At 49.7% G+C, this 24,799-nt stretch carries 25 protein-coding genes; 9 read left to right on the top strand and 16 right to left on the bottom strand.

Annotated features, from left to right (window positions below; genetic code table 11):
• Positions 1–310 precede the first annotated feature (310 nt).
• On the bottom strand, positions 311–493 hold the full coding sequence (locus tag C2U53_RS29920) for a hypothetical protein (RefSeq protein ID WP_146255631.1): 183 nt from the start codon (positions 491–493) through the stop codon (positions 311–313).
• Between the two features lie 1,055 nt (positions 494–1,548).
• Between C2U53_RS29920 and C2U53_RS12410 the strand changes: the two genes are divergently transcribed.
• From C2U53_RS12410 to C2U53_RS12385, 6 genes are all read left to right on the top strand, one after another.
• Positions 1,549–2,088, top strand: a complete 540-nt coding sequence (locus tag C2U53_RS12410; protein ID WP_044268420.1) for a fimbrial protein — start codon at positions 1,549–1,551, stop codon at positions 2,086–2,088.
• A gap of 74 nt (positions 2,089–2,162) precedes the next feature.
• A complete protein-coding gene (locus C2U53_RS12405) occupies positions 2,163–2,846 on the top strand; it encodes a molecular chaperone (protein ID WP_104445965.1) in 684 nt (227 codons plus the stop codon).
• Between the two features lie 44 nt (positions 2,847–2,890).
• Positions 2,891–5,371 (top strand): fimbria/pilus outer membrane usher protein, encoded by a 2,481-nt coding sequence (locus C2U53_RS12400; RefSeq protein ID WP_090050311.1) that lies wholly within the window; start codon positions 2,891–2,893, stop codon positions 5,369–5,371.
• A 7-nt stretch (positions 5,372–5,378) separates the two neighbouring features.
• Positions 5,379–6,371 (top strand): hypothetical protein, encoded by a 993-nt coding sequence (locus C2U53_RS12395; protein WP_125339195.1) that lies wholly within the window; start codon positions 5,379–5,381, stop codon positions 6,369–6,371.
• Between the two features lie 10 nt (positions 6,372–6,381).
• The gene (locus C2U53_RS12390; protein WP_044268433.1) at positions 6,382–6,876 is read left to right on the top strand and encodes a fimbrial protein; all 495 of its coding nucleotides are present in this window, start codon (positions 6,382–6,384) and stop codon (positions 6,874–6,876) included.
• Between the two features lie 127 nt (positions 6,877–7,003).
• A complete protein-coding gene (locus C2U53_RS12385; RefSeq protein ID WP_172740573.1) occupies positions 7,004–7,618 on the top strand; it encodes a helix-turn-helix domain-containing protein in 615 nt (204 codons plus the stop codon).
• 480 nt (positions 7,619–8,098) lie between these two features.
• On the opposite strand, the gene C2U53_RS12380 is transcribed toward C2U53_RS12385, so the two are convergent.
• Positions 8,099–8,449 carry a DUF1778 domain-containing protein gene (locus tag C2U53_RS12380; RefSeq protein ID WP_125339196.1) on the bottom strand — a complete coding sequence of 117 codons (351 nt, stop codon included), beginning with the start codon at positions 8,447–8,449 and terminating at the stop codon, positions 8,099–8,101.
• Positions 8,450–9,007: 558 nt separating this feature from the next.
• A complete protein-coding gene (locus tag C2U53_RS12375) occupies positions 9,008–9,373 on the bottom strand; it encodes a FaeA/PapI family transcriptional regulator (protein ID WP_104445963.1) in 366 nt (121 codons plus the stop codon).
• A 168-nt stretch (positions 9,374–9,541) separates the two neighbouring features.
• Between C2U53_RS12375 and C2U53_RS12370 the strand changes: the two genes are divergently transcribed.
• From C2U53_RS12370 to C2U53_RS12360, 3 genes are read left to right on the top strand one after another with little or no spacing between them, the layout of a single operon-like run.
• A complete protein-coding gene (locus tag C2U53_RS12370) occupies positions 9,542–10,270 on the top strand; it encodes a winged helix-turn-helix domain-containing protein (protein WP_104445962.1) in 729 nt (242 codons plus the stop codon).
• On the top strand, positions 10,263–10,730 hold the full coding sequence (locus C2U53_RS12365; RefSeq protein WP_044257272.1) for a FidL-like protein: 468 nt from the start codon (positions 10,263–10,265) through the stop codon (positions 10,728–10,730). Before C2U53_RS12370 ends, C2U53_RS12365 begins: the two co-directional genes overlap by 8 nt.
• A 51-nt stretch (positions 10,731–10,781) precedes the next feature.
• On the top strand, positions 10,782–11,954 hold the full coding sequence (locus tag C2U53_RS12360; protein WP_104446886.1) for an HD-GYP domain-containing protein: 1,173 nt from the start codon (positions 10,782–10,784) through the stop codon (positions 11,952–11,954).
• 33 nt (positions 11,955–11,987) lie between these two features.
• On the opposite strand, the gene C2U53_RS12355 is transcribed toward C2U53_RS12360, so the two are convergent.
• The 13 genes from C2U53_RS12355 to C2U53_RS12295 form a co-directional block, all read right to left on the bottom strand.
• Complete coding sequence (locus C2U53_RS12355; protein WP_044268441.1) at positions 11,988–12,725, bottom strand: SDR family NAD(P)-dependent oxidoreductase; 738 nt, start codon at positions 12,723–12,725, stop codon at positions 11,988–11,990.
• 1 nt (position 12,726) lies between these two features.
• Positions 12,727–12,978, bottom strand: a complete 252-nt coding sequence (locus C2U53_RS12350; protein WP_044268444.1) for an acyl carrier protein — start codon at positions 12,976–12,978, stop codon at positions 12,727–12,729.
• A complete protein-coding gene (locus tag C2U53_RS12345; RefSeq protein ID WP_061069546.1) occupies positions 12,965–13,771 on the bottom strand; it encodes a MaoC/PaaZ C-terminal domain-containing protein in 807 nt (268 codons plus the stop codon). Before C2U53_RS12345 ends, C2U53_RS12350 begins: the two co-directional genes overlap by 14 nt.
• Entirely contained in the window at positions 13,768–15,021 is a 1,254-nt protein-coding gene (locus tag C2U53_RS12340; RefSeq protein WP_044257281.1) for a beta-ketoacyl synthase, read from the bottom strand. Before C2U53_RS12340 ends, C2U53_RS12345 begins: the two co-directional genes overlap by 4 nt.
• Positions 15,008–16,387 (bottom strand): TolC family protein, encoded by a 1,380-nt coding sequence (locus C2U53_RS12335; RefSeq protein ID WP_044268451.1) that lies wholly within the window; start codon positions 16,385–16,387, stop codon positions 15,008–15,010. The genes C2U53_RS12340 and C2U53_RS12335 overlap by 14 nt, the downstream gene beginning before the upstream one ends.
• Positions 16,384–18,315: an ABC transporter permease gene (locus C2U53_RS12330; RefSeq protein WP_104445961.1), complete on the bottom strand. Its 1,932-nt coding sequence runs from the start codon at positions 18,313–18,315 to the stop codon at positions 16,384–16,386. The genes C2U53_RS12335 and C2U53_RS12330 overlap by 4 nt, the downstream gene beginning before the upstream one ends.
• Positions 18,316–18,318: 3 nt before the next feature.
• Positions 18,319–19,470 carry an efflux RND transporter periplasmic adaptor subunit gene (locus C2U53_RS12325; protein ID WP_052443905.1) on the bottom strand — a complete coding sequence of 384 codons (1,152 nt, stop codon included), beginning with the start codon at positions 19,468–19,470 and terminating at the stop codon, positions 18,319–18,321.
• Complete coding sequence (locus C2U53_RS12320) at positions 19,467–21,575, bottom strand: peptidase domain-containing ABC transporter (RefSeq protein WP_104445960.1); 2,109 nt, start codon at positions 21,573–21,575, stop codon at positions 19,467–19,469. The genes C2U53_RS12325 and C2U53_RS12320 overlap by 4 nt, the downstream gene beginning before the upstream one ends.
• Before the next feature lie 8 nt (positions 21,576–21,583).
• The gene (locus C2U53_RS12315; protein WP_104445959.1) at positions 21,584–22,534 is read right to left on the bottom strand and encodes an ABC transporter; all 951 of its coding nucleotides are present in this window, start codon (positions 22,532–22,534) and stop codon (positions 21,584–21,586) included.
• A gap of 5 nt (positions 22,535–22,539) precedes the next feature.
• A complete protein-coding gene (locus C2U53_RS12310) occupies positions 22,540–23,211 on the bottom strand; it encodes a DsbA family protein (protein ID WP_104445958.1) in 672 nt (223 codons plus the stop codon).
• A gap of 60 nt (positions 23,212–23,271) precedes the next feature.
• Positions 23,272–23,472 (bottom strand): DUF4762 family protein, encoded by a 201-nt coding sequence (locus C2U53_RS12305; protein ID WP_104445957.1) that lies wholly within the window; start codon positions 23,470–23,472, stop codon positions 23,272–23,274.
• A gap of 82 nt (positions 23,473–23,554) precedes the next feature.
• Entirely contained in the window at positions 23,555–24,223 is a 669-nt protein-coding gene (locus C2U53_RS12300; RefSeq protein WP_044328422.1) for a transcriptional regulator, read from the bottom strand.
• Between the two features lie 23 nt (positions 24,224–24,246).
• A complete protein-coding gene (locus C2U53_RS12295; protein ID WP_054176701.1) occupies positions 24,247–24,795 on the bottom strand; it encodes a fimbrial protein in 549 nt (182 codons plus the stop codon).
• Between the last annotated feature and the right edge of the window lie 4 nt (positions 24,796–24,799).

The following is a 24,799-nucleotide window of genomic DNA, read 5'->3' as shown; positions in this document are numbered from 1 at the left end:
CAACACCTATTTTTGGCATTTTCATGGCTTTTAGAGTGGAAACGGAGATAAAAGAAGATAACTTAATTAAAAACAATTAGTTATCATTTTTAGCAAAAAGTGCTTTTTTATTTGACAACACGATGTTTACACCATCTAAAAACCGATGTTTACTGATGTCTACTAACGAATAATAACGTAACTTATTGATTTAAATTGACAACACCTATGATTTGTTGGTAAATATACGTTGGTAAAAAACACTACATACTTATTTTTATTCGATAAAACATAGGATTGTATACATGTTCGATTCCGAGTCCGGGCACCACTATTCATAAGGCCTCGCTGAAAAGCGGGGCTTTTTTCTTTTCTGGCTACGGTAGATTTCTGGTCGTTGCAACACGTTATTTGTTTGCTGGATTTCACGCCATTTCTGCAAATGTTCTTTGCTGTCAAAGACATCCATACTCTCTGATAAGCCTGTAAACAAACCCGCTTTAGTTCCATGCATTTTTTGAATTCCCGGCCAAATCCTGCGCGAGCGCTATACGCTGACAGCGCAATAACGACTGGTTTTGCAGGTTGGGGGTTATAATAAATCGCTGAGTGATGACGATATTAATATTACTTTTCTTTGTGGCGTTTTTATACCATCTTGAGCTATAGAGTAATGTCGGGTGAAAATCGTAATCAAAAGATCAATCATGGGGAAAACGCAATAAAAAGAATAATGACCCATCCAGATTATCTGGACGCATATAAAGTTATATTTTGTTCTGCACTAACTCAAAATCAAACAGGATTAATGTAATAACTATACGTAAATTCAGATTATGACATTCAAGATTCTGTTTGAATATCATACCAATAAGATGCATTTCTGGCTGAGCTTCATGTTCCAACTCTCCAACTCATTGATAATAATAAAAGTCAGACTAATTTCCTGAAAGTGTGTTCGCTGGCGACAATATGTCCTATAACGCCCAGTCTATATGTATTGTAGAGATAGTTTCTATGAAATGAGAAAAAGCAGACCTGACAGTAATAACTGGGCGCTTCATTTTTTCCACACCATTTTTCGGACAGTTTCAGTCTACTGTCTGTAGCGACTTGCAGCAGCCATTGTAGCACACAATAAAACAAAAGTTTACTAAATAACCGATTTGCAGTGACGAACGTACAGTTTTCTGTAAGTAACCAAAGACTTCGCAAATAAAAATTAATACATCACATTTATGCGTTAGTATGGCTTAAGTATTGGTTGCTTAGAGACAAAAAACCTCGCTAACGAGGGGGGATTGCCTCTGTTGGTGCGGATTGCAGTTCGGTGCAATGACCATTGATGCATTGTTCAATGATATGATTTTATTGCGATTAGTCCTTTTTAGTATACGAAAAACCAATAAATAAAGTCCTATATAGGAGTAAAGAGACTAATTAGGACACATTTACTGTTCGGATTATAGCCACATCGAATTAATATTACTCCAGCTAACCTTCTGGGCTCAGTAAGGTGGTTTTAAAGGTTAATAAAAGACATGCGTCTAAGGATAGAAGGATTTAAAAATGAGTAATAAATTTTTTGCTGTTGCGGTTATGAGTATGTCCGTTGTTATGGGGATGTCTACAGCTCAGGCTAACAACGATGGTACTGTTAATTTCACCGGTGAAATTATTGGTACAGCCTGTACGGTTGATATCGGTGCAAATAACACAATGAATGTTGATCTCGGTAAAGTGAGTAAAACTGTTTTTACCGGAACGGGTACATACGCTTCAGCGACTGAGTTTGACTTAAAAGTGAAGGACTGTCCTGCAACTGGTATAAATGGCATTACCGTTAAGTTTGATGGTACTGCGTACGCTGGCGATAATAGTGTTCTTGCTCTTACCGAGGAAGACGGCGTTGCAACAGGCATTGCGATTGAGCTGTTAGATAAGAGTAAAAAAGCCGTTCCACTGTTTACCGATAGCGATTCATACGCTTTAGAGGCGGGTAAAACTGAGCTTACCATGCCGATGTATGCTCGTTATAAGCAGGTGGCCGCAGCTGTTACTGCCGGTCCGGCAAACTCCAGTGTTCAATTTACTCTTAACTACAACTAATTGGTGGAGTATTGACTAATTAGCACGTGGAGTAAATTTCACGTGCTATTTATAATATTATATAAGATATCATTATGAATCGTTCAATTATCTCTATCATAGCTATTTTAGGTGGCTATTTCCTGGCTTCCTCTGCTCATGCTGGGGTTGTTATAGGCGGTACTCGTATCATTTATGATGCGACAAAAAAAGATGCGTCCATTACTGTATCCAATCCTGACAATCATCCTTATTTGATTCAGACCTGGGTGGATAATGTAGAGAATGTCACAAAGGAAGTACCTTTTATTGTCACACCGCCCCTGTATCGACTGAATGCTGGCAAGAAAAGCATGATGCGGATTGTCTATACAGAAAGTTCCTTGCCTGAAAATCAGGAATCAATGTTTTATTTCAATGTAAAAGCAATACCTTCATCATCGGAAACGTCCAGTAATGTGTTACAGGTTGTTGTTAAAAGTAAAATGAAATTGATTTACCGACCCAAAAAATTAAAAGGTATAGAGCCTGAAAGTTTTGCTGAAAATCTGCAATGGAATATCAGTGGGAATCAATTAAATGTAAAAAATCCATCTCCATTTTATATGAACTTTGGAGAGATTAAGCTCAATGGTAGCGCGATCAAATCAGCATCCTATGTTGCACCAAACTCTAGCGCAAACTTTACGCTTCCTGGTCCAATGAAAAATGGCGCTATATCGTTTAAATTAATAAATGATTATGGCGGCCTGAGTAAAGAATTTAATTCCAAAATATAATAATGGACTATCTAATGAACTGCTTGCAAGGATCTAGCCCTCGAATGAAGAGGTTGGCATTGTTGGTTGCCTTAGTATCATTAGGTTATCCATTTAATGTTTTGCCTCGCGACCACTTTAATTCTGCGCTATTAGAAAATAATAGACCAGAGATCAAAGGGGTTGATTTGTCATCATTTGAAAATGGAATGCAACGCGCAGGGAAGTATCGCGTTGATATCATTTTGAATAATGATTTCTTTGCCTCAAAAGATATTAATTTTTCCAATGGCGAAGATGGGGAACTAACGCCTTGCCTGAGCATGGACTTTCTAAAAAATTTAGGTGTCCTTGTCGCAAATTTTCCAGAACTAAAAGAAACTGATGGTTGTGTAAATTTTAAGGTCATATCTCAAGCTTCAGCTAACTATGATTTATCAAGCCAGGAATTGCAGTTGAGTATTCCTCAGGCTGCATTGTCTCAAAAGGTTCGCGGATTTGTAGACCCCTCATTATGGGATGAAGGTATTCCTGCCTTTTTATTGAATTACAGTATTTCTGGCGATGAGACGAAAAATGATGCCGGTGGCACAACGAACAGTCAGTATGCACGCATTCTGCCTGGAATAAATATCGGCCCATGGCGTTTCAGAAATTACAGTTCTATAAATCATGATGATGTCAATGGGACTCAGGTTGATAGCGTTTATACCTATGTTCAGCGTGATATAAAGTTTCTTAGTAGCCAATTGACGATGGGTGATAGCAACACCCCATCCGATATATTTGATAGTGTCGCATTTCGCGGGACGCAATTGGCAACAGATGAAGATATGAAACCTGATTCCTTGCGTGGATATGCCCCCGTTGTGCGTGGCATCGCCAAAAGTAATGCTCAGGTTATGATCAAGCAAAATGGATACATTATTTATCAAAGTTATGTTCCTGCGGGATCATTTGAAATTAACGATCTCTATCCGACAGGACAGGGGGGCGATCTGACTGTGACAGTGAAAGAGCAGGACGGGAGCACACAGGAATTTGTTGTTCCTTATGCATCTTTGCCCCTGTTGCAACGTGAAAAAAGCTTGAAATACAGTGTTACCGCTGGACAATACCGTCCATCTAATTCTGATGTAGAAAAAACACCGTTCGTGCAAGGGACTGCAATTTATGGTTTGCCGTGGGGAATAACTATATACGGTGGTGTGCAGAATGCGAAATATTATAATTCTCTTGCAATCGGCCTTGGGCGTAATTTAGGAATCATTGGTGCTATTTCAGTAGATGTTATTGCTGCAAAATCAGAACTAAATGACTCACGTAGTGAATCCGGACGCTCATTCCGTGTGCGTTACAGTAAGGATTTTGTCGATACAGGCACCAACTTTGCCATTGCCGGTTACCGCTACTCGACGGAAGGTTTTTATAATTTGCAAGAAGTGCTTGAATCATATGGCAATGAAGATGCAATGCCGAATCGCCGCCGTGACCGAGCTGAAATCAGCTTAACACAATCCTTGGGAGAGAATCTCGGCAGTATAACAGGCAACGCGGTACAAGAAAAATACTGGAATAATGATGAAAAACTTAAATCATATTCATTCAGTTATAATAATTCATTCTCAGGCGTTACTTATTCTATAGTCTATAGTTTAAACAAAAATACTACAGCCAATAACGGCGACGGAACGACGTATAACGAAAACTCATTGATGCTCAATGTTAATATCCCGTTGTCAAGATTTTTGCCTGATACATGGGCAAGTTATAACTTAAATAACAGCGAGCATGGTGGCGCGACACAGACTATAGGTCTTAGCGGTTCTGCACTGGAAGAAAATAACCTTACCTGGAATATGCAACAAACAAAAGACCGGGAAAGTTATTCTGGAAGCTTCATGGCCGATTACAGAGGCGCGTTGGCGGAAACAAATCTGGGTTATAACTATAGCCCGGACTCACAGCAAATAAATTACGGTATATCGGGTGGTGTGGTAATCCACAGTGGCGGTGTGACTTTATCTCAACCGCTGGGTGAAACCATTGCTATTGTTGAAGCGAAAGGAGCTAAGGGTGCTGGTATTTATAATCAGGCCGGTTCTGGAATTGATCGGTTTGGTTATGCGGTAATGAATAGCCTTAGTCCATATCGTAAAAATGATATTTCTCTCGATCCAGGCACTTTTTCGGATAATGTTGAAGTTGAAGATAATGGTGTTACCGTCACGCCAACCAAAGGTGCTGTTGTCAAAGCCAGGTTTAATTCTCATTATGGCTATAAGGCATTAGTAACTTTGAAAAATGGCTCAGGGTATGTGCCATTTGGCGCAATGGTAAATTTAGTCGGGGGCGATAATTCCGATGAACAGAGTTTTATTGTTGGGGATCTTGGGCAGGTTTATATCAGTGGTTTGAAAAGCGAAAAAGGAAGTTTGTTAGTGAGATGGGGCAATGATGCAAACAATAACTGCAAGTCTCATTACAATCTGGTCGGTCAACCTTCCGCCGGAAATATGTACAAGACAACTGCAACGTGTGAGTAATAACTACATGAATAATTTCAAATATTATCGACTACTACTTATCGTTTTCTCGTTCTTATTGCTGATAATGTCCAGAGAGGCTTTGGCCATTAAATGTGTCGATGCGGAAACACAGAGTCAGACTGCAACCCAGGCGGTAGGGTCTGTGGCGATACCTAAAACTGACCCTGATGGTAGTATGGCATGGCGTTCACCACTCTTTCATTTACAAATTCAATGCTGGTCAGATAACGGCGATAAAAATGAAGATGTCTATTTATACACTAACCCACTAAAATCGGCTGTCGGCACAGGTATACAGCTGGGGGTCGTGGTAAATGGCCAGGATTTTGACGATATAAGCCAGGGAAGCAAGTGGCATATACCGGGCTGGATGGTGAGCTGCCCGGGCGGTGGCACGTCATCTGAATGTAAAGCCAACCACAGTAGCTTTTATACAATCGGTTATTATGTCAAGGTCAGGAAAAAGGGATCTGCATCAGGAACCTATCAGGGGAGTGATACATTCGCTGTTTTTCAGCTTGATGGCGTCGGTGGCTTGAACGTCAATGGTAACTATCGTTTTCAAATCACAGGATTGAAAAAAATTCGCTTTATAGGCTGCAGTGCAAATATAAATGTCACGCCAACAATTATCGATTTCGGTAATATCCTTTTGCCCGATACGACCTCGCCGGATCAATTTAAAGATAAAAAAGATTTTTCAATCACCGTTTCGCGTAGTTGTAACGACCCATTCAATCTGACGGCCCTTTATACCACCACTGCGGAAACTGATGGTGACAAAGTGAGATTTAATGGGATGTATCTGAAAATTTTTGATAAAACTCGCAACGGTTATGTCAATTTCTCTGATATGTTTCAATTGGTTGACTTTGCAAATCTGACTAATGTGCTCAGTGTTACGTTACCCTTTTCAGTAGAGCTTTATTTTGATGGCAGTGTACTTACGCCAGGGGAATATAGCCCAACTGTGACGGTATCAGTTTTTTATAACTAGCGGGAGCTATATGTTTATTTATAAATATTTGGTTGCTTTGCTGCTGCTGTGTTCTGCATACGTATATGCAGTAGGCTCATTCAACCTTAATTTCCATGTCAGGTTATATCAGAACGGTTGCACTGTTATTGGTGATAAAGATATCTATGTTGACTTTAGCGAAGTCGATGTGAAGCAGGTAAACTCAACACCTGCCCAGGAATTTAGTATCGATCTGAATTGTAATGTAGGGATGCCGAGTGTTTCCCTACAATTCGCTGGCGAAGCCGCAGGCACGAATAACCAATATATAAAAAACAATGGGACAGCTGCAAATGTCGCGGTAGAAATAAGAAGCAAAACTGATGATACTTTGATCAGTAACGGGCGTGTTTTAAGCCAGGTCGTTGATCCCGATACAGGCAGAGCATCGTTTCCGATGAAAGCAAAGATTGTACCTTTAGACGGGACGCTCAAATCAGGCACTCTGTCAGCGGTCGTTGAGTTTACCATTTTATATCCTTGATTAAACCGAATGCCTCTTGTCATATCAGCCAAGCGATAACGATGGAATCTTTTTTTTTATTACACTAAACTTGATATGAAAACATGGGAACCATGTTTATGACGCTATGTTTTTGACTGGAGTAAACATGAATACTTCGCCCGCTAATAATAACTATTCAAACCCACTTTTTGAGTTGATGATACGTCATGGTGAAAAGCGGTTGTATAATCGGGCACAGTTTGTTGTTGATGCAACGATTGATAAGAATATCTATTACGTCACCGAAGGAACCATCAATGTGTTTCGAAAAGGAGATAACATTGTTGTCGGAGTGATAAATGCCCCTTTCATGTTTGGTTTTGCTCTGATGTTTAACCCCATTGATATCGTTATTAAAGGGAGTGGGAAAACAGTAGCCTATGTGCTACCTAATGACAAAGTTCGAGCACTAATTAGTGAGCTTAATTTGTGGGAGTCTGTTGCTGAACTGCTTTCAAGACGTATTGGCTATTACTCTTATAGGGACAAATCCATACTAGGAAAAGATGCTTATGAACTCATCAGCAAACAACTACAGGAATTAATCAAGTACACGTTAGAACAGCGGGTTGGAATTGTAACGTCGACATTTATCATCGACCGCACTGGGCTGTCTCGCAGTCGAGTAATGTATATCCTCAAGCAGTTGAAAGCCGGTGGATATATAAAAATAATAAAGGGAGTGTTACTCGAAGTTAATTCTCTACCGAAGAAATTCTAGGTATTTTTCGTATTAAACGGGATGCTCATGTGCAATGACTATTTCGATAATCTATTCAAATATCTGACCATTACAAATAAACCTTCTAATAAACGCACTGCGCACGATGTCACACTTTTGAAAAACGATAAACTTTTCACTGAATTTCTGGGTAATAACTTCAATGGGGTGTAATGGACTCTCTCAGTATACGTCATAAACTTGTATCCCGCAGATCCTAATAGTTTCTTCTACATGAATCACCTGCAATCCGGCATTACCCACCAACGTTGGCCCGATTCCCAGAGAATGCAGAGATTGTTCTCCCCTAACCCTTGCCAATACCACAACAGGGATCGTATCGATCGCATTGCGGCGAAAGCGGCCAGATGAATGTTCGTCATCACCACGCTTGAGGCCAGCGAGTGGTAAACCATTACCTTCGAATCGCCGACGCAACAAATCAAAGTACGGGAGGCGCCGGTAACCTGATTTTCTCATTCACAGCAATTTCAACCGATTATCTATAAAATCCACACCGCAGCAGAACGGAGTACAAATATTACCGACGTGAGGCGGATCAGGTGCCTGATCCAGGCGAGTGCGAAATGCCTGATCGGTCTGCGGATCAGCCGTAATGATACGCTTCTCGATCAGCGCTTCTCCGACAGCAGTGCGGATTGCTTCCGGGATAAAATCAGTCTGGTTTTTGCCGCACACCTGCTCAGCGAGTTTTAATGCGCAGATTAAGGATTTCGTGTATCCCCGACAGACCGTCCGCGCCCGACAGGGTGTTGTCCTCCTCTGTAGCGATGGGCATAAAGTATTAAGCACGCGTAATGCTGATCTCATTAAGATAGAGATGCGATGATACCGTTTAATTTCGTGCCAGCTACCGAACGGTCTCACCTAAGCAACCAATCTCATGGTTAATACAGAGGTGATTGTCACCTTCTGTTTTATTTCAGGCCAGAACAAAAAAAACAAAAGAGAATATATCTACAACGGTATGCGCGGTTCCTCGTGAAAAAACATGCTAACCATGATCGCTAGTGTGTACAACCTCATCAGGACACAGGCCGGATACCAGTAGAGTCAGATGCAATAATCTCTGGCAGGATATAAAGATCATTAACGAGAAATAGTTGCCCATTGAAACCAGATTTCAAGGGCAACTGATAAGCAAACCATTCAAAAATGTAATGCGGCTTAAAAAGTGCTTAGTGCTACGCTTGTACTTACTGGTAAATACGGATCAAGCGTCCACTCTGCACAAGTATAAACAAAATGGACAAAAGGCAATAGTGACAGCATGCGAACATTAATATTTTATTGGGATTTTTCCTAATGGTTCGCGAGATTATAACCAGTATTTTTCATATTATCAGGGCTATCTAATTGACTTTTCACTCATTGTTGCAAATGAAAATACCCCTTGTTAGAATGCCAATCAATATCTGTAGAGTCCTTTGACAAAAACCACTGATGGTGCTTTTGCATTTTATTTCTTATAACCTGGCCATATTTCTCCAGCGGAAGAAGTAAGTGTCTGACTTTATAAATTGAAATGCCACACAGATCGGCAAGTTCTCTGGTCGACAGGCCCTGAGTACTGTGATCTTTTAATAGATTGAGAATAAAAAATTGTTCCGGCTCCCTGATCATCGGCAGGTCACTTATTCCCATTTCCGCCGCTAACATCTGCAGATTGTCATGAGGTACGTTGTAGCCTGGATGTGCTGTACCCGGGTTATATGAACGCAGCGAGAGTTTCATTGCAGACTCCTGGATTTTGAAGGTGTTAGCAGTATGCGTTCACCTGATTCAACCAGCAACATTAGCTTGAAATGAACGCAAATACAGGATTTTTATCTAATATTCATGTCGTTTTATTGAGAGAAGACTGTATGTTAGAGGAAAGCAGGGTCTAGGGTGGAGATGAACATGAGGTTCGACATTGAGGGATTTATCACTTTTGACACAGAGGATGCGTCTCTCGTTAACCTGTTGACTGGGGATTGTGTTGAATTATCCCAAACCTCTACACGCTTGTTGGCTGAATTGCTCAATCATCAAGGCGATATCCTTTCGAGAAATGAAATCTTTCAGTCTGTTTTTGATAAATATGGCGCCAGAGCGTCAAATAGTAATCTAAATCAATATATCTCCACATTGCGCAGAAACCTGAGCGATCTGGGTATCGCAAAAGAAATCATTGTCACGGTTCCTCGTATTGGTTTCAAAATAGCGGAAGATGCCATTATCAATAACGATCGTGAGTATCGCACGCCATTCCTTGAAGAAAAGGAGCCGGAGGCTCCGCCAGTTGAACCACAGAAACGCTGTCTTAAGCGATTTACCCGCATTATCGCTCTGGCAATTGCCTTCCTTCTGCTCATAATAAATCCAGGTTCATTCAGAGCCGACACCGATATACAAAAACTGGTTGAGGGTCAGTGCGTCATTTTTATGCCCACCTCACTCTCATTACGAGAGGTGACAAAGAGCTTTGATTTTGTCCCACAACCATTCGATTGCTCAGAGCAAAAGGAGTTGTACGTTTACAAGCAACAGGTACAAGGAGACCTGGGTGATATTGTGCAATTGTTACTCATTAAATGTGATAAAGACAGCTGCATGAGTTTTTATTACAGAGAAAAAAATAATGCCTAAACAAGCCATTTTTCTTTTGATCGGTGTCGGCCTGTTATTGATCGGCGCGGTTTACTGTTTTACCCGGCCCCCGGTTTTCTCATGCGAGTCACAGTTTTCTGTTATCCAGAGTATCAACAGCGACAACATTCGCGCCGAAGGGCTAATTTTTGTCCACATGACGGATGATCAACTTCTTATCAATATTGACGGGCTGCTCACACATAATGAAAAAAAGTATTTAATCTCGCGCACGCTCAAAATGAAATATGAAACATACAATGCCAATGCGCATCTGTATAAGATAATGAGTGTCAAAACCATACATGATAATACTGATAATGTTGATGATGAGATTGCTAATAGTTTGTTGTTTGGCAAAGGCCCTGACGACAAAATAATTTTCCTAAAAAAAGTCAATAATAATGTCATACTATTTGGTAACCACGTATTCCCGCAATATGGTTGCAAACGAGATTAATTAGCGTGGTTTTCTTTAACGAAGCACAGCGAAAGTTAAATGTCTCATTATATGAATATAAAATTAATAGAATCACTGGCTTGCATCTCAAAAATAATAGACATGATTAACCCCAGGCTTAACCTGCATCATGTCAGAACGGCATTCATCGCCTGGCACCTGGCCAGGGAATCGCGGTTCACACCTGCACAGTGCAGGAAAACGCTGCTGGCGGCCCTGCTTCATGATATTGGAGGACTGAACGAGGAATCTCGCCTTCAACCCCTCAGCTATTACGATAATGAACTCAATAACCATGCGGCCGTCGGTGCTGAATTACTGGCGAGCGTTCCTTTACTGAATCCGTTAAGTTCGATTGTTCGCTATCACCACACCCACTGGGACAATGGAAAAGGCGACTACGTTAACGGTGAAAAAGTGCCCAGAGAGAGCCATGTCGTTTATCTGGCGGATCGTCTGGATGTTTTAATCGCCCTTTACCGTGCTAGCGATATATTATCGGCAAAAGAGGAAATTATTAATATCATTGTTGGCGGCGAACATATTTTATATAACCCCGAATTTATCAATGCTTTCAGAAAAGTAGCAAATTGCGAACACTTCTGGTTAAAAATTAAATCCACAGAGTTCGACGATTATATCCAGGACATCCCCCGCATCCATAACGACTCCATCTCTTTGCATAACTTTCGCGATATCGCCAACATTCTGGCGTTTATTATTGATGGGTTCAGCCAGAACGGCGTCCAGCACTCCCTGGTTGTCGGCCGTATCTCCGGTTACCTGGCTCGAGAAATGGGAATCCCCCCGGTCCAGTGCCTGAAAATCGAAATAGGTGGCTTGTTGCATAATCTGACGTCTCTGGCGCTGTGCGCCGCTCCGGCACATACCGGGGAAGATAATGCTATCTGGGGTGAACTCTATCCAATTGAAGCCATTCGGGATATTGCCCGCTGGTGTCAAATTCAAAAGACAGGGGTTGCACAAGCCACCCATCCTCTTGAAGTGAGGATTCTGAAGGCCAGCATCTGGCTGGCGTCGTTGCTGCAGGGCGTCACGCTGTCATCGGAATTTAAAGTACGCGTCGGGGAAACTGCAGAAATCGCCCCTGAACTGGCGGACATTGTGCGGCAAAATAGCGAGGTTTTACTGCAAATTTTTCAGGAGTCGGTCAAAGAGCGACGCGCCCTGGTCCAGAGAATTAACCAGCTAGGCCTGACCTGAACCGCGAGATGCCATTCTCGCGGTTCTTGCTTATCAGGCGGACAAACCACCGTCCAGCACCAGCGTCTGACCGGTAAGATAGCTACTCCCTTCCCCGGTCAGAAACGCAACCGCGCGGGCGACGTCCTGCGTGCGTCCGAGGCGACGCAGAGGAATATTCTGCCGCATGGTTTTCAATCGGGCTTCCGGAATAGCCTGAACCATCTCACCGTCAATCAACCCCGGAGCCAGACAATTCACCCGAATGCCAAAACGCCCCACTTCTCGCGCCAGCGAATGCGTCAGGCCAATCATCGCCGCCTTGCTGGCGGCATAGGCCGTCTGTCCGCTGTTGCCTTTTATGGCCGTCACGGATGACATAAACACAATCGAGCCACTGCCCTGGGTCATCATGGCGGGCAGCAGGATGCGATTCCAGTTCACCACCGCGACCAGATTGTTTCCCAGCACCTCCTGCCAGTCTCGCGCGTTCTGGTGGATGTGCAGCGCGTCATTGGTCATACCGGCGTTATGGATGATAGCGGCAGGCGCGCCATGCGCCTCGAGCAGAGACATGGCTAACTGCTCGACGCTGGCTTCATCGCTGCCGTCGCAGCGAATGCCCTTCACCCAGGTCGACGTACTCTGGCTTTGCGCGATGTCCAGCGTGCGGGCGATCCCGGCCTCGTTGCGACCGGTAAAGACAATGTTCCATTCAGGCAACAGGTGACTCACCAGCGCCTGGCCGATTCCCCGACTGCCGCCGGTGATGAGCATCCATTTCTTTGCCATATCAACCTGCCATTTCCTGCGCAATACGCTGGCTGAGTTCGCGAAGCGTCATGGTTGGATTTTTCATAAACATTTCAGGGTTGAGCGTGACGTTAAATTCACGCTTCGCCAGTACCATCAGTTCAACGTAGTCGAGGCTGTCCAGCTCCAGTTCAGGCAGCGTCGTCTCTGGTGTCAGCGCCTCCGGCGCCAGGTCTTTGGCGTCACAGATCATTTCACTGATTTTGTCGTAGATCATTTCATGCTGGCTCATTTGATTTTCCTTTTGTCAGCGCGCCGACTTTAAGCGTTACGGCATTGCTAATGTAGTGATGTTGATAACAGGTTCGCGCGGCGATTCGCACCACCACCGCGCCATTCGCAAGGTCGCCAACCACCAGGGCCGGCAAGGTGTCGATCTCTAGATGTTCCGGTAGCGACTCTGCTCGCCAGGGGGCCAGCAGATGACTGTCAAAAATGACTTCCTGATGGGTCTGTACAACAGGAAAGTGAGAAAACAGCGCATCCAGCGTCCGACACGTCGGCAGTATGTCGGCAATCGCCTGCTGGCATAACAGCGCGGTATCCTGGAGAAGATGACGAAACAACAGGGCGTCGAGAAAATGCCATTGCTGAGCGTCGGGCAACAGCGGCAGAAACGTCCGATGCAGCGCGGCCAGCGCCGACGAATCCAGAACCCGTTGGCTTTCGCCATCGACGAGTGGCAGGTGGTTCTCCGGCGTGATCTGGCAAGAAAGGCAGGTCTCTTCGGCAGAAAACTCCCGCACCGACGCCGCAACCCGCTTAGTCGCATCGCGCGTCAGTCGATAGGCGGTATCCCGCCACAGCGGTCGACGCAGACGCACGGTACATTTCAGAAACGGGGCGTCGTCGACCGGCGGACTGATAAACCGCTTTACGTCCAGCAAGGCGCGCATGCCATGTACGCTGAGTCCGCTTCCGCCCCGCGCTTTCACCCACGCCTCGTCAAAGTGTACCGGGTTGTAATCGCCCGAAAACGCGGCCCAGCGCCGGGCATCCTGTTGACCATAATGAAGCGGCATCATACGTGCTTCTCCAGAATCAACGCCGCATTCGCGCCACCAAAGCCGAAGCTCAGGTTTAGCGTGCGACGGACATTGCCCGCACGATGGCCCTCAACCACATAATCCAGATCGCAGCATTCATCCGCTTGCTGGAAATTGGCCGTCGCGGGAATGATGCCGTTGGCGATAGCTTGCAGACAGACAATGCTCTCGAAGGTGCCCGCCGCGGAAATTAAGTGCCCGGAGTACGATTTCGTACTGGAAACCGGAATGGACCACACCGCGTCCCCCAGCGCCATTTTTAGCGACTGCGTTTCATTGATATCGTTCAGCGGCGTCGAGGTACCGTGCGCGTTGATGTAGTCGAGTTGCTCCGGTTCCAGCTCCGCCTGTTGCAGCGCATGGGTGATGGTTTGCACGCGGGCAAGACAGTCTTCCGCCGGCGAGGTGAAATCCCAGGCGTCGGAGAAGTTGGCGTAGCCGGTAATCTCGCCGAGGATCGTCGCGCCGCGTGCCAGTGCCCCTTCGCGCTCTTCCAGACACAGCACCGCCGCCCCTTCCGATAACACAAAACCGCTACGATGGGCGCTGAACGGACAGCTGGCGCGCTGCGGATCCGACGCCTCCTTACTCAGTGCGCCCAGCACGTCAATGTTCCACACCGCGCAGTGGCTGGTGAGAGATTCTCCGGCGCCGGCCAGCATCATCTTTGCCCTGCCGCTGCGGATCACCTCGTAAGCGTCGCCAATAGCGATCGTCCCCGTCGCGCAGGCGGCAACCACCGTATTCTGGTAACCATTGAGTCCCCAGAACTGGCTGCATGCTGCGGTGGTGACGCTGGGCATCGAATAAAAACAGTTAAACGGTGAAGCGACGCCCGCGGCCGCAAACTCACTTTGCGCGTCGTAGCTTTCGTCCAGTCCTCCCCAGCCGGTTCCCATGATCACGCCGCAGTCGAGCGTGCAGTAGTATTCCTGCGGCGGCCTGACGCCAAAGGCCATCGTCATAGCCTGACGTGCCGCGCCAACGGTCAGCCGGGCAAAGCGCGGCAGCCGACGGCGAATCACTGCAGGAACACCTGCCAGGCTCGGCTCGTTATCCACCAGCCCGAGAAAATGGGTGTTGATATTCTGCGCCGTTTTATCGACGTAGCGATAGCCCAGACGGTTATCCATCATCGCCTGCCAGCTCTCATCAGCCGTCGCGCCAAGTGGGGTCACGGCGCCATACCCGGTAACGACGACCCGCTTAAATTCATTATTCGGCTTCATGTTGCATCATCCTGTATTGCGTTTCGCCACCCCCTTGCGCCAGCCAGAGCTGCAACGTGGCGTAGAGGTAGTCGTATTGGGTTTGTGCGAGGGCGTTCTCTAACGTCAACAGATCGTCCTGCGCGTTCAACAACGTCTGAAAATCCACGGCGCCCGCGCGATAGCGGCTTTCCGTCAGGGTTAAACGCCGCTGACTGAGGATCAGCGACTGGTGAAGTCGTGCGCGCTGTTCATCAGCACTCAGGCGGTTTTCCATCGCTTCATCCACTTCGGCGAGCGCGGCGTAGGCCGTCGAGCGAAAGGCGATTGCCGCCTGTTTTACCGCGAGATCCGCTTGCTTCACGGTGAGCTGTTGGGTGTTCCACTGGATAAACGGCAGCGCCAGCGTGCCGCCAATCGTGCGGATCGGATCGCGGAACCATTGGCTGAAGATTTGACTGCCGGCATTCAGTGAGGCATCAAGCGAAAGTGCGGGATAAAACTGCAGCCTTGAGGCGTCGTAACCCGCAAGGGCCGCGCGCAGACGCGACTCCGCTGCCTGAATGTCCGGCCGCTGCGCAATCACCCGTAGCGGTGTTTTTTGCGCAATCGGCACCTGCTGGTTTGCATCCAGCGCGGGTGATTCATCGGCATGCTGTTCTGCCGGTCTGTTGAGCAACAGCGCCAGCGCATTGCGCGTATTCTGACGTTGCTGAACCAGCGTTCGCCACTGATTCTCTCGTTCCAGCAGGGCCTGCTGCGCCTGCAACACATCGAGCTGGCCGACCTTCCCGGCGTTAAACCATGACGTCACCTGCTGCACGGTCTGTTGCGAAATCGCCAGACCGTCACGCTGATTGCGAATCTGCTGGTTATACAGTGCGATACGCCAGTACAACTGGGCGGTGGTGCCCATCGTGGTGAGTACCGTCGCGTGATAATCCTGCTCGCTCGCCACCGCTTCCCACTCGCTTTGCTCACGGGCCCGCGCCAGTTTTCCCCACAGATCCAGTTCCCAGCCGATGGTGATGCCGCTGCTGTAGTTTTCCTGCGCGGATGTTCCCCGGCGTGTGTTTTTGCTGTTACTGGCAGAACCGCTGACCGCCACATCGGGGGTCATATTGGTGTCAGTTAACCCTGCCGCCACACGCGCCTGTTGCACGGTGATGGCCGCCGCCGCGAGATCGTTATTGCTTTCCAGCACCTGTTCAATCACCCGCGACAGTCGGGGATCGCCAAAACGTTGCCAGCCGTATTCCGACACCGTGTCGGTAGCAGGCCCCCATTGGGTGGGCAAAGACAACAGCGGACGCTGGTAGTCGCTGCGGGTCAGTGAGCCACAACCCGCGAGCAATAAAAGTGCGAGCAACACAAGCAGTCTTTTCATTCGCGGGCCAGCGCCTCGGTTGGGTTGAGGCGAGCCGCCCTGCGCGCCGGAAAATAGCCAAACGTCAGGCCGATCAGGGCAGAAAACCCACAGGCCATCAGCACCGGAAACGCAGTGAACACCATTGAGAACGCATCGGTCGCAAGGGCGAAAAGATGCCCCGCCACCCACGAACCGAACACGCCCAACAGGCCGCCGAGGGCGCAGATCATCACGGCCTCAATCAGAAACTGGTTCATGATGTCCGAGGGACGCGCCCCCACCGACAAGCGGATGCCGATTTCATGCGTCCGCTCTGTCACCGACACCAGCATGATGTTCATCACTCCGACGCCGCCCACCAGCAGGGAGATCGCCGCAATGGCGGTAATCAACAACGACATCGAGTCAGAGGTCTTTTGCAACGCATTCGCCAGCTGATCGTCGGTCTGGATAAAAAAGTCCTTCCGGCCATGTTCCCGCAGCAGATGACGTTCCGCCCGCAGCGCCGCCTCATGCGGTTCCAGCCGCGGTTGAAAACGCAGAATCAACGATTCCAGCGGCTTTTCGCCGGTGAGTCGCTGCTGTAATGACGTATGCGGAACCCAGGCGGTCATAAACCCGCCCACCACTTTCGGGCCGGGTCGTGTCGCCACGCCGATCACCCGCCACGGCGCGCCGCCAATCTGGACTATCTCGTCAAGCGGATTTTCGCCACCGGGAAACAGCGTATCGCGCCCGGTCTCATCGAGAATCAACAGCGGTTCGCCTTCCGCGACGTCGCGTTCGGTAAAGCCATTTCCCTGCACAAAGCGCAGCCCTTGCAGGGCAAAAAAGTCCTGTGACACGCCGGAGAGCATCATGGAGGAGTCGAGCCCTTTGCGAACCGCGAGCGTTGTGCTGCTGACCACCGGCGAGACGCCCATGATCCACGGCAACGCCTGTAAACTGCGCACATCGTCCATCGACAATGCGCGCTCCATATCCGGGCGCTTGCTGCCCCACCCTGTGCCGGGATGGATCTCCAGCGTGGTACTTCCCAGTTTGCCAATCTCGCTCATGATCGCCTGCCGTGCGCCTTCGCCTACCGCCATCGAAGACACCACCGACGCAATGCCGATGATGATCCCCAACATGGAGAGAAACGCGCGCATCCGGTGTCCGAGCAGCGAACGCCAGGCCATGCGGACCGCTTCATGAAGACGGCGGCCCAGCGAGGCGCGTCCGTTATCCTGCTCCGGCAGCGTAATCGGCCGACGAACGGCGGCGTGCTGAACGTCGCGAATAATTCGCCCGTCGCTGATCTCAATCATTCGCTGCGCCTGCCGGGCAACGTCGCGGTCGTGGGTGACGATGATGACCGTGTGCCCAGCCGCATGCAGCTGATGCAGCACGTCCATTAGCGCCTTGCCGCTGACGCTATCGAGTGCGCCGGTGGGCTCATCCGCGAGGATGATATGCGCACCGTTGATCAGCGCCCGGCAGATGCTCACGCGCTGCTGTTGCCCCCCCGAAAGCTGGGCGGGGCGGTGCTGGAGTCGGTTTTCCAGGCCAAGCTGACGTGCAAGACGCTGGGTGCGTGCATTGCGCTCTTGCGCTGACATCGCTGTGTACAGCGCGGGAATGGCGATGTTCTCTTCCGCCGCCAGATACGGCATCAGGTGATAGCGCTGAAATATAAACCCCAGATAACGACTGCGCAGATCGGCCAGGTGCAGGCTGTCGGCATCATGTACCGGCGTTCCGTTGATCAACACCTCGCCGGAAGAAGGTTTGTCCAGGCAACCGATGATGTTCATCAGCGTGGACTTCCCCGAACCCGAAGCGCCCACAATCGCCACCATCTCACCGCTGTGGAGGGTCAGTGAAATGTCGCTCAGCACCGCAAGCGTCTCGCTTCCCGCGCGGAATGTCCGGCAAACCTGGCGTAAGACGATAATCGGTTCCATCCGCTATCCTCGCACCGTGTCCTGCGCCAGCACCACGCGATCGCCGACCTGCAATCCCTCCAGCACTTCGGCGTATTGCCGGTCATTTATCCCAATGCGGATGGTGCGGGTGCGCGTTTTCCCGTTTTCAACGGTCGTGATGGTGTAACGCTCGGTATCCAGCGCCTGCCCGAGCGCCGCGACCGGCACGCGCAATACGTTTTTTGCTTCGGCAATCTGAATAAAGACCTGCGCCGTCATTGACGTTTTGAGCTCGCGCTCAGCGTTAGGCACTTCAAAGGTACCGGTGTAGTACACCGCCATCGCCTGTTGATTACCGCCCATGCCGTTCTCGCCGGGCGCTTCCAGCGCTTCCTGCGGCGCAGGCTGCACGAAGCCCATCGTACTGACGTAGCGTTTATCCGGATTGGCGATGACATAAAAGCGCAGCGGCTGACCGGGACGGATTTTTTGCACGTCGGCTTCGGAGATACGCGTTTGCACCTGCATGGTGTCGAGGTTCGCCAACACCAGAATGGTCGGTGCCGTTTGCGAGGAGACGATGGTCTGCCCTTCCCGGGTGACGATACCCAGCACTTCGCCGTCGATGGGCGCCACAATGCGGGTATAGCTGAGATTGGCCTGCGCCGTTTTCACCGCCATCTCCGCCTGCACAATCTGCGCATCGCTCACGTCAATTTGCTGCACCTGCGCATCGTATTGCGCCTTCGCCTGCTCGTATTCACTGCGCACGGCAGAGCCGTCACGCAGCATCATGCGCTGGCGGTTCAGTTCCTGGCGATAACGTAACAGCGTCGCCTGCGCCGACAGCTTTTGCGCTTTAGCGCTGGCCAGTTGCGCGCGCGTGTTGTTGAGATCCGACTCCTGCAACGTGGGGTCAATTTCCGCCAGCAGTTGTCCTTTTTGCACCTTCTCGCCCTGGCGCACATACAGCTTGCGCAATTGTCCGTTGACCTGTGCACCAACGTTAACCTGCACCGCCGGTTTCAGAACCCCCGTCACCAGCACCACCTTTTCGATATCGCCCGTGCCAATGGTCTCCAGCGGTAAACTCTCCTGCGGCGAGGTCGAAGCCAGCGACGCCCAGGTGACACCGATCGCAACGGCCAGCGCTACTGCACCGCCGATCAGCAGCCAACGCGATTTCGGCGTCATACGTTGACCTCCAGCGGGCTGAGCGTGCCGTCGTTCAGTTGATAAACCCGCTGGAACCGCGACAGAATCGCGTCGCTGTGGGTGACCACAATCAGTGACTTACCGGCTTTCTGGCAATGAGCGTGAATCGTCTCCATGACAATGGCCGCGGTGTCGTCGTCAAGATTGGCGGTCGGTTCGTCAAGCAACAACACCGGACGCGAACTGTACAGCGCGCGCGCCAGCAATAACCGCTGACGCTGGCCGAGCGACAGCGCCGCATGGCTTTCGCGGATCAGGGCGTCGATACCGCCCGGTAATCCGCGTACCACCTCACCCAGCGCGAGGGATTCCAGCAATGCCTCAATCTGCCCACGGTCGCGTTCGCGGTAGTGCGCGTCGAACAACGTAATGTTTTCGCGAACCGAGGCGTTAAACAGAATATCCTCCTGACTTTGCAGGCAGACAAACTGCGCCAGTTGTTGCGAAGGGAGTGCCGAATCTGCGGCATAACAGCCCCCCGCCTGCGGAGAAAACAGGCCGGCAATCAGACGGAGTAAAGTGCTCTTACCCGCACCAGATTCACCGACAATTGCAATCTGATCGCCCGCGCGTAGCGACAGCGACACCGACGACAGCACCGGCCTGGCGGGATCGTAGCCATAGCACAACGACGCAAACGTCAGATCTGGCGCGGTATCGGTGGGAAGTTGCATCGCAAACGAAGCGGGCTTCGCCTCGTCTCGTGGCGCAAACAGCGCATGGGCGCGGGTGTCGATCACGTTCAATTGCGATTTCTGAATGATGGCGTAGAAGATACGCGTGACGTAGGAGGTGAATATTTGCCGCAGGAAGCTATAGGCAAAAAAATCGCCCAGTGAGATCAGTTTGCTGTGCACCATCGGCAGAACCACCAGCATAAACACCACCATCTCCAGGCTTCCGGTGAGCTGATACAGCCCCTCTTTCACCTGCTGATAGACCTTCTGGCGTTGCAGACACGAAAACAGATCGCGACTGAAACCGGCGAATTGTCCCTGGCGCTGCCCTTCCAGTCCGGCGGTTTTGACGGTCAAAATGCCCTGAATAGTCTCCATGAAAAAATCATTCAGGGTGGCGCTTTTCAGCTGCAATTGCTGGGTGAACCAGCGGTCTCGGATCACCGCCCAGACGCTGATGATCCCCATTACCGTGACGCCGACGGCGGAGATCGCCGCCAGCACGGGCGCAATCCAGAACATGATCGCCAGCGCGATCGTGCAGATCACCCAGTCGGAGCGCAGGCCGTTATCCAGCTCAATCTTTTGCAACAGGCCAATCTGCCAGGCCGTGAAGCGGCTGAAGATCTCCCCCGGCGCCCGTTTTTCGAAAAAACGCAGTGGGTTGTGGAGCAGGCGGGAAAACCCCACACCGCTGTGGATCAGCACAAAGCGTTTGATAAAGCGTTCGCTAATCACCCGCACGCCCAGCGCCATCAGTGAGGAGGCGACAAACGCCAGGATAAACCAGCCGTAGGGAAAGTCGCTGCTGGCCACGCTGGAAAAGGCCTGGTTGATGGCGTTGCTCACCATCGTCGGCATCAGAAATAGCGTCAGCGAGACGAGGAAGGTCAGCAGCATCAGCCGATAGATCCCCGGCACCGCCGCAGTTTCCTGCATGCTCATCGCGCGCGGCGCGCTCTGCGCGGTTGTCGACAACGGCAAATCAGGGTCTGCGGCAACGGCCTGCTCAGGTTCGACAATCAGGGCATAGCCGCTGATCTCCTGCTTAAGCGCGGCAAACGGTAACCACTGCTCACCAATCGCCGGGTTCATCACGCACACGTGGTTGCCTTTGCGCCAGGCCAGCAGGACATAGTGACTTGCACCATAATGCAAAATGGCCGGCAGCGGCAGGTCGCTCAGCTCATCGTGCTCAAACAGGACCGGCGTCGTCGCAATACCCAGCCGCGCCAGAATGCTCATCAGCGTATCCAGTGAGGTTCCGTGGTCAGAGGCCGGAAACCACTCGCGCAATGTTGCCAGCGAAACAGGCTGCCCCTGCGTCTGTGCCAGCATCGCCACGCACGCCAGGCCGCACTCGTTGGTCTCTTCCTGAAAGATCAGATTCGGGATCGTGGTCGTCATTTTTATCATCAGTGATTAATAAAGAAGAGAGAATGGCTGTGCCAAAGGAGCCACTCCTGCGGATATTCACGCAGCGTGGATTCAATAATGTCAGGCAGTTCGCGGGCGACATTCTGACTGCTCACCGGCGGACGAATATGAATGTGCAGACCGTTGTGGTAGCTGAGGTGATAAAACACCACCTGCGCCGCAATCACTCCGGAAAGGCGCACCACGCCATTGTGTAACTTCGCGCTGCGGCCGAATAAACGACACGGCAGTTTCGCCGCCAGCGCCCCTTCGGCCTGTAGGGTGTAGTCCGGCGAGATATCGGGAAAAATAATCATGTTCTGCCGTCCGGTAGCGACATCGGTGATGAGCTCCATCAGGCTGCCGGCCAGCGTTTTGTTCTGCTGATGGATGGAGCAATAGGAGAGGTCGATACCGCCCAGGGCACGGGTCTGCGCGTTGTAGAGTTCGGCGCTGGAAGAGACTACCACGCAGGCTTTACCCGGCGTGACGCAGGCACCGACCATCGCCGCCAGCACGTCCGACACCGTATGTAACGGCGCCAGAATGTAAGGAATGTTCTGCTGATGCAGCGGTGCGACTGCGGCATCAAGTTCTGCCGCACAGGCACGGATCTGCTGGAGTAGCGCCGGGTTTTGTCCCCATGTTGCGGCCTCTTCCAGCAGGCGGCGACGCACCGCGATCCAGGCCGCGTTCACCCGGCCGGTTTGCCCGATCAGGCAGCGGGTGTTTTCGTTTGCCACCGCATTGCGTAAGCGATAAGAGCGCCCCAGCAACCGCAGCGCGCAGAGTCCTTTCGCTACGGTCAGTAAAGCGGGCAGCGGTAGATAACGCACCATTTTTCGCAGCAGAATCAGTGTTCCCTGAGAAAAATTACGCTTCGCGTCATACAGCCAACCCGCACTGTTTTTAAAACTAAATACGCTCCAGATAATAAAAAATCTGACCACCGCGGTTATTTATCCTCTTTCAGCAATTGCAGCATGCGCTGCGCGAATTGAGGAAATTCACTGTCCTGGGCGACCACGTAGCGTTTATTGATAATAAACATCGGCGTCGCGTTAATATCATAATGCGCAGTAATGGCCGCCATCGTGCTGAGACGGTTTTTAACCGCGTCGCTCTGACGCAGAGTATTAAATTTATCCACATCAATATTGTTTTTTACCAGCCAGGCATTCAATGCCTTCTCATCGGTGAGGTCGACATTACGGGTAATAACGGCGTTATAGGCGCTGTCGCGAACGTTCTTTTCAATCCCCATCTCTTCCAGCGTGGCGAAAATCGGCGCGTAAGCCGCAAGACCGCTGTCCTCACTGGTAATATGAATCGCGGTAAATACACTGCCCGGCGGCAGGGTCCGGGAAAATTCCGCCAGATTTTCTTCGTTAGCCGCACAATAATGGCAACCGTAAGACATCACCTCGATAATACTGCGCGCGTCTTTAATCGGACTCTGTGCAATCTGTTCTGCACTGACTTCACGAAAAGCCTGTGTTTGTGAGTTATCCGTGGCAAAGGTATTAAAGACAAAAATGTGATAACAAAGTACCGTCATCAACGAAGAGATGACGATCAAACACAGCGAATAGCTGATAATAGTGATGCGTTTAAATTGGGTTGCCATAGTATTCTCGCAGCGGAAAAAATAAACCTGGAGGTGCGGGTACCTCCAGGCTATAGCCAATTAGTAGCGGTTCGGAACCCCACCACACTTGCTGGCGTTCGCATCTTTCATTGACGTGGTCGTACCGTGCTTATCCGTGCAGGTTGTCAGTTCCTTACAGGAGGTTACACCACCAATGGTGACGTTCTGATACGTGGTTTCGCAGGTTTTACAGGTTCCGCCCACCACGTTAGCCACTTCGATCGCAGTTAATTTTTTCATCTCTGTTTTCCTTACTTAGGGTTTAATGGGGTGCAATCACTTGCACCGATCGCTCGGCAAATACCACTGCCGAAAAGACAGTTCACGGGTCACACGGCATAATTCCCTTGAACACCGTGAATAACGCAATGTTGTTTCTAATATTCAGTCGTTTCATTAAGTGCCGCTTGATATAGCTCAGGCGTCGAACATCGATATTCACTTCACCGGAAATTTGCGACAGCGATTTCCCTTTGAATATCTCTTCCATCAGCCACCATTCATTGCCGGAAATCGTATAATTCATTTCCCGGTGGTGCAGTCTTCTGCGGGTGTAATTCACTAATGAATAGCTAAAGCAGCATCCCTGGCGTCGTTGGTCCAATAATTCCTGAAAAAAAGGGGTGATATTGGCGAGATTCTCGCTTTTCAATAACCAGTGCGCGTTTGGCAACAGCGCATACAACGTGAAAAAAAGCGGCATGTTGTGCTCGCTTAATAAAATGATCAGATTCTTGTTTTCACGCTGATAGAAATTATTCATGAGCTGCAGCGCACGAATCCGCTCATGCGGCAGGCTGTCCAAATCGCAGAGGATCCACAGGCGGCAGTCATCATTCACGCGAGTCTGTAACTGCTTAATCAATTGCGTGTAATCATCCGTTAAGGAATATAAAACATCCGTTTTCTCCGCGAGCAAACTGGCAATCACTGTTTTGATTCCTTGCGAAAAAAAGAGATCTTTGTTGTAAAGAAAACACTGATACACCATGCCTCAATATCCTTTTGATGACGCTACTGATAGTTCAATGTGTAGTTCGCTGTGGCGGTAAAAGGTCCGGTGGTCAGGGTGCCATTTGCTAAGGCATCCGGCTCAGCCTCCACAAATGCCTGGAAGTTAAGCCGTAAAGTGGTGTCGCTGATCGCGGCCGGACGGGTCGCCACATTCAGGCGCACAGGCGTATCGTCTTCCTCCAGAAGACCGATCCCCACGCCACCCGCATTGCCCGGTGATGTGGCGCTGATCGCCAGTCGGTCCGCCAGATTGCCATTGGCAATACCGCTGAACGTCACCGTCACGGAATCAAAGACGCTCGGCGTGCAATCCTCTAATTTGATCGTGAACGGAACCGGCACTGTTTTTCCGTTGATATACAGTGATTTGGTCGATACTTTCCCGAAATCGACTGGCACCCGCTCTGAATCAGGCGCAATGCTGCACGGGTAGGCCATCACCACGCCGGTAAAACTGAGATCGCCACCCAGCAACTCCCCCAGCGCCCACACCGGGGCCGGAGCGAGCGTCGTCAATAAACCGGCAAAGACCATTGTTATGCGATGCATATTC

Source organism: Citrobacter sp. CFNIH10, assembly GCF_002934585.1.
In the GTDB taxonomy this organism is placed as follows: domain Bacteria; phylum Pseudomonadota; class Gammaproteobacteria; order Enterobacterales; family Enterobacteriaceae; genus Citrobacter_A; species Citrobacter_A amalonaticus.
Note: the sequence above shows the minus strand (reverse complement) of the source record. Positions and strands in the feature narration are given on the sequence as shown.

What these genes read in the sequence shown, in the direction of transcription:
- C2U53_RS12355 (WP_044268441.1), bottom strand. Translation starts at nt 12,725, where the DNA reads ATGGCAAAGAAATGGATGCTCATCACCGGCGGCAGTCGGGGAATCGGC.
- C2U53_RS12365 (WP_044257272.1), top strand. Translation starts at nt 10,263, where the DNA reads ATGCCTAAACAAGCCATTTTTCTTTTGATCGGTGTCGGCCTGTTATTG.
- C2U53_RS12380 (WP_125339196.1), bottom strand. Translation starts at nt 8,449, where the DNA reads ATGAGATCAGCATTACGCGTGCTTAATACTTTATGCCCATCGCTACAG.
- C2U53_RS12340 (WP_044257281.1), bottom strand. Translation starts at nt 15,021, where the DNA reads ATGAAGCCGAATAATGAATTTAAGCGGGTCGTCGTTACCGGGTATGGC.
- C2U53_RS29920 (WP_146255631.1), bottom strand. Translation starts at nt 493, where the DNA reads ATGCATGGAACTAAAGCGGGTTTGTTTACAGGCTTATCAGAGAGTATG.
- C2U53_RS12350 (WP_044268444.1), bottom strand. Translation starts at nt 12,978, where the DNA reads ATGAGCCAGCATGAAATGATCTACGACAAAATCAGTGAAATGATCTGT.
- C2U53_RS12300 (WP_044328422.1), bottom strand. Translation starts at nt 24,223, where the DNA reads ATGGTGTATCAGTGTTTTCTTTACAACAAAGATCTCTTTTTTTCGCAA.
- C2U53_RS12395 (WP_125339195.1), top strand. Translation starts at nt 5,379, where the DNA reads ATGAATAATTTCAAATATTATCGACTACTACTTATCGTTTTCTCGTTC.
- C2U53_RS12405 (WP_104445965.1), top strand. Translation starts at nt 2,163, where the DNA reads ATGAATCGTTCAATTATCTCTATCATAGCTATTTTAGGTGGCTATTTC.
- C2U53_RS12345 (WP_061069546.1), bottom strand. Translation starts at nt 13,771, where the DNA reads ATGATGCCGCTTCATTATGGTCAACAGGATGCCCGGCGCTGGGCCGCG.
- C2U53_RS12410 (WP_044268420.1), top strand. Translation starts at nt 1,549, where the DNA reads ATGAGTAATAAATTTTTTGCTGTTGCGGTTATGAGTATGTCCGTTGTT.
- C2U53_RS12335 (WP_044268451.1), bottom strand. Translation starts at nt 16,387, where the DNA reads ATGAAAAGACTGCTTGTGTTGCTCGCACTTTTATTGCTCGCGGGTTGT.
- C2U53_RS12360 (WP_104446886.1), top strand. Translation starts at nt 10,782, where the DNA reads ATGAATATAAAATTAATAGAATCACTGGCTTGCATCTCAAAAATAATA.
- C2U53_RS12390 (WP_044268433.1), top strand. Translation starts at nt 6,382, where the DNA reads ATGTTTATTTATAAATATTTGGTTGCTTTGCTGCTGCTGTGTTCTGCA.
- C2U53_RS12305 (WP_104445957.1), bottom strand. Translation starts at nt 23,472, where the DNA reads ATGAAAAAATTAACTGCGATCGAAGTGGCTAACGTGGTGGGCGGAACC.
- C2U53_RS12310 (WP_104445958.1), bottom strand. Translation starts at nt 23,211, where the DNA reads ATGGCAACCCAATTTAAACGCATCACTATTATCAGCTATTCGCTGTGT.
- C2U53_RS12330 (WP_104445961.1), bottom strand. Translation starts at nt 18,315, where the DNA reads ATGGAACCGATTATCGTCTTACGCCAGGTTTGCCGGACATTCCGCGCG.
- C2U53_RS12385 (WP_172740573.1), top strand. Translation starts at nt 7,004, where the DNA reads ATGAATACTTCGCCCGCTAATAATAACTATTCAAACCCACTTTTTGAG.
- C2U53_RS12400 (WP_090050311.1), top strand. Translation starts at nt 2,891, where the DNA reads ATGAAGAGGTTGGCATTGTTGGTTGCCTTAGTATCATTAGGTTATCCA.
- C2U53_RS12295 (WP_054176701.1), bottom strand. Translation starts at nt 24,795, where the DNA reads ATGCATCGCATAACAATGGTCTTTGCCGGTTTATTGACGACGCTCGCT.
- C2U53_RS12325 (WP_052443905.1), bottom strand. Translation starts at nt 19,470, where the DNA reads ATGACGCCGAAATCGCGTTGGCTGCTGATCGGCGGTGCAGTAGCGCTG.
- C2U53_RS12320 (WP_104445960.1), bottom strand. Translation starts at nt 21,575, where the DNA reads ATGACGACCACGATCCCGAATCTGATCTTTCAGGAAGAGACCAACGAG.
- C2U53_RS12375 (WP_104445963.1), bottom strand. Translation starts at nt 9,373, where the DNA reads ATGAAACTCTCGCTGCGTTCATATAACCCGGGTACAGCACATCCAGGC.
- C2U53_RS12370 (WP_104445962.1), top strand. Translation starts at nt 9,542, where the DNA reads ATGAGGTTCGACATTGAGGGATTTATCACTTTTGACACAGAGGATGCG.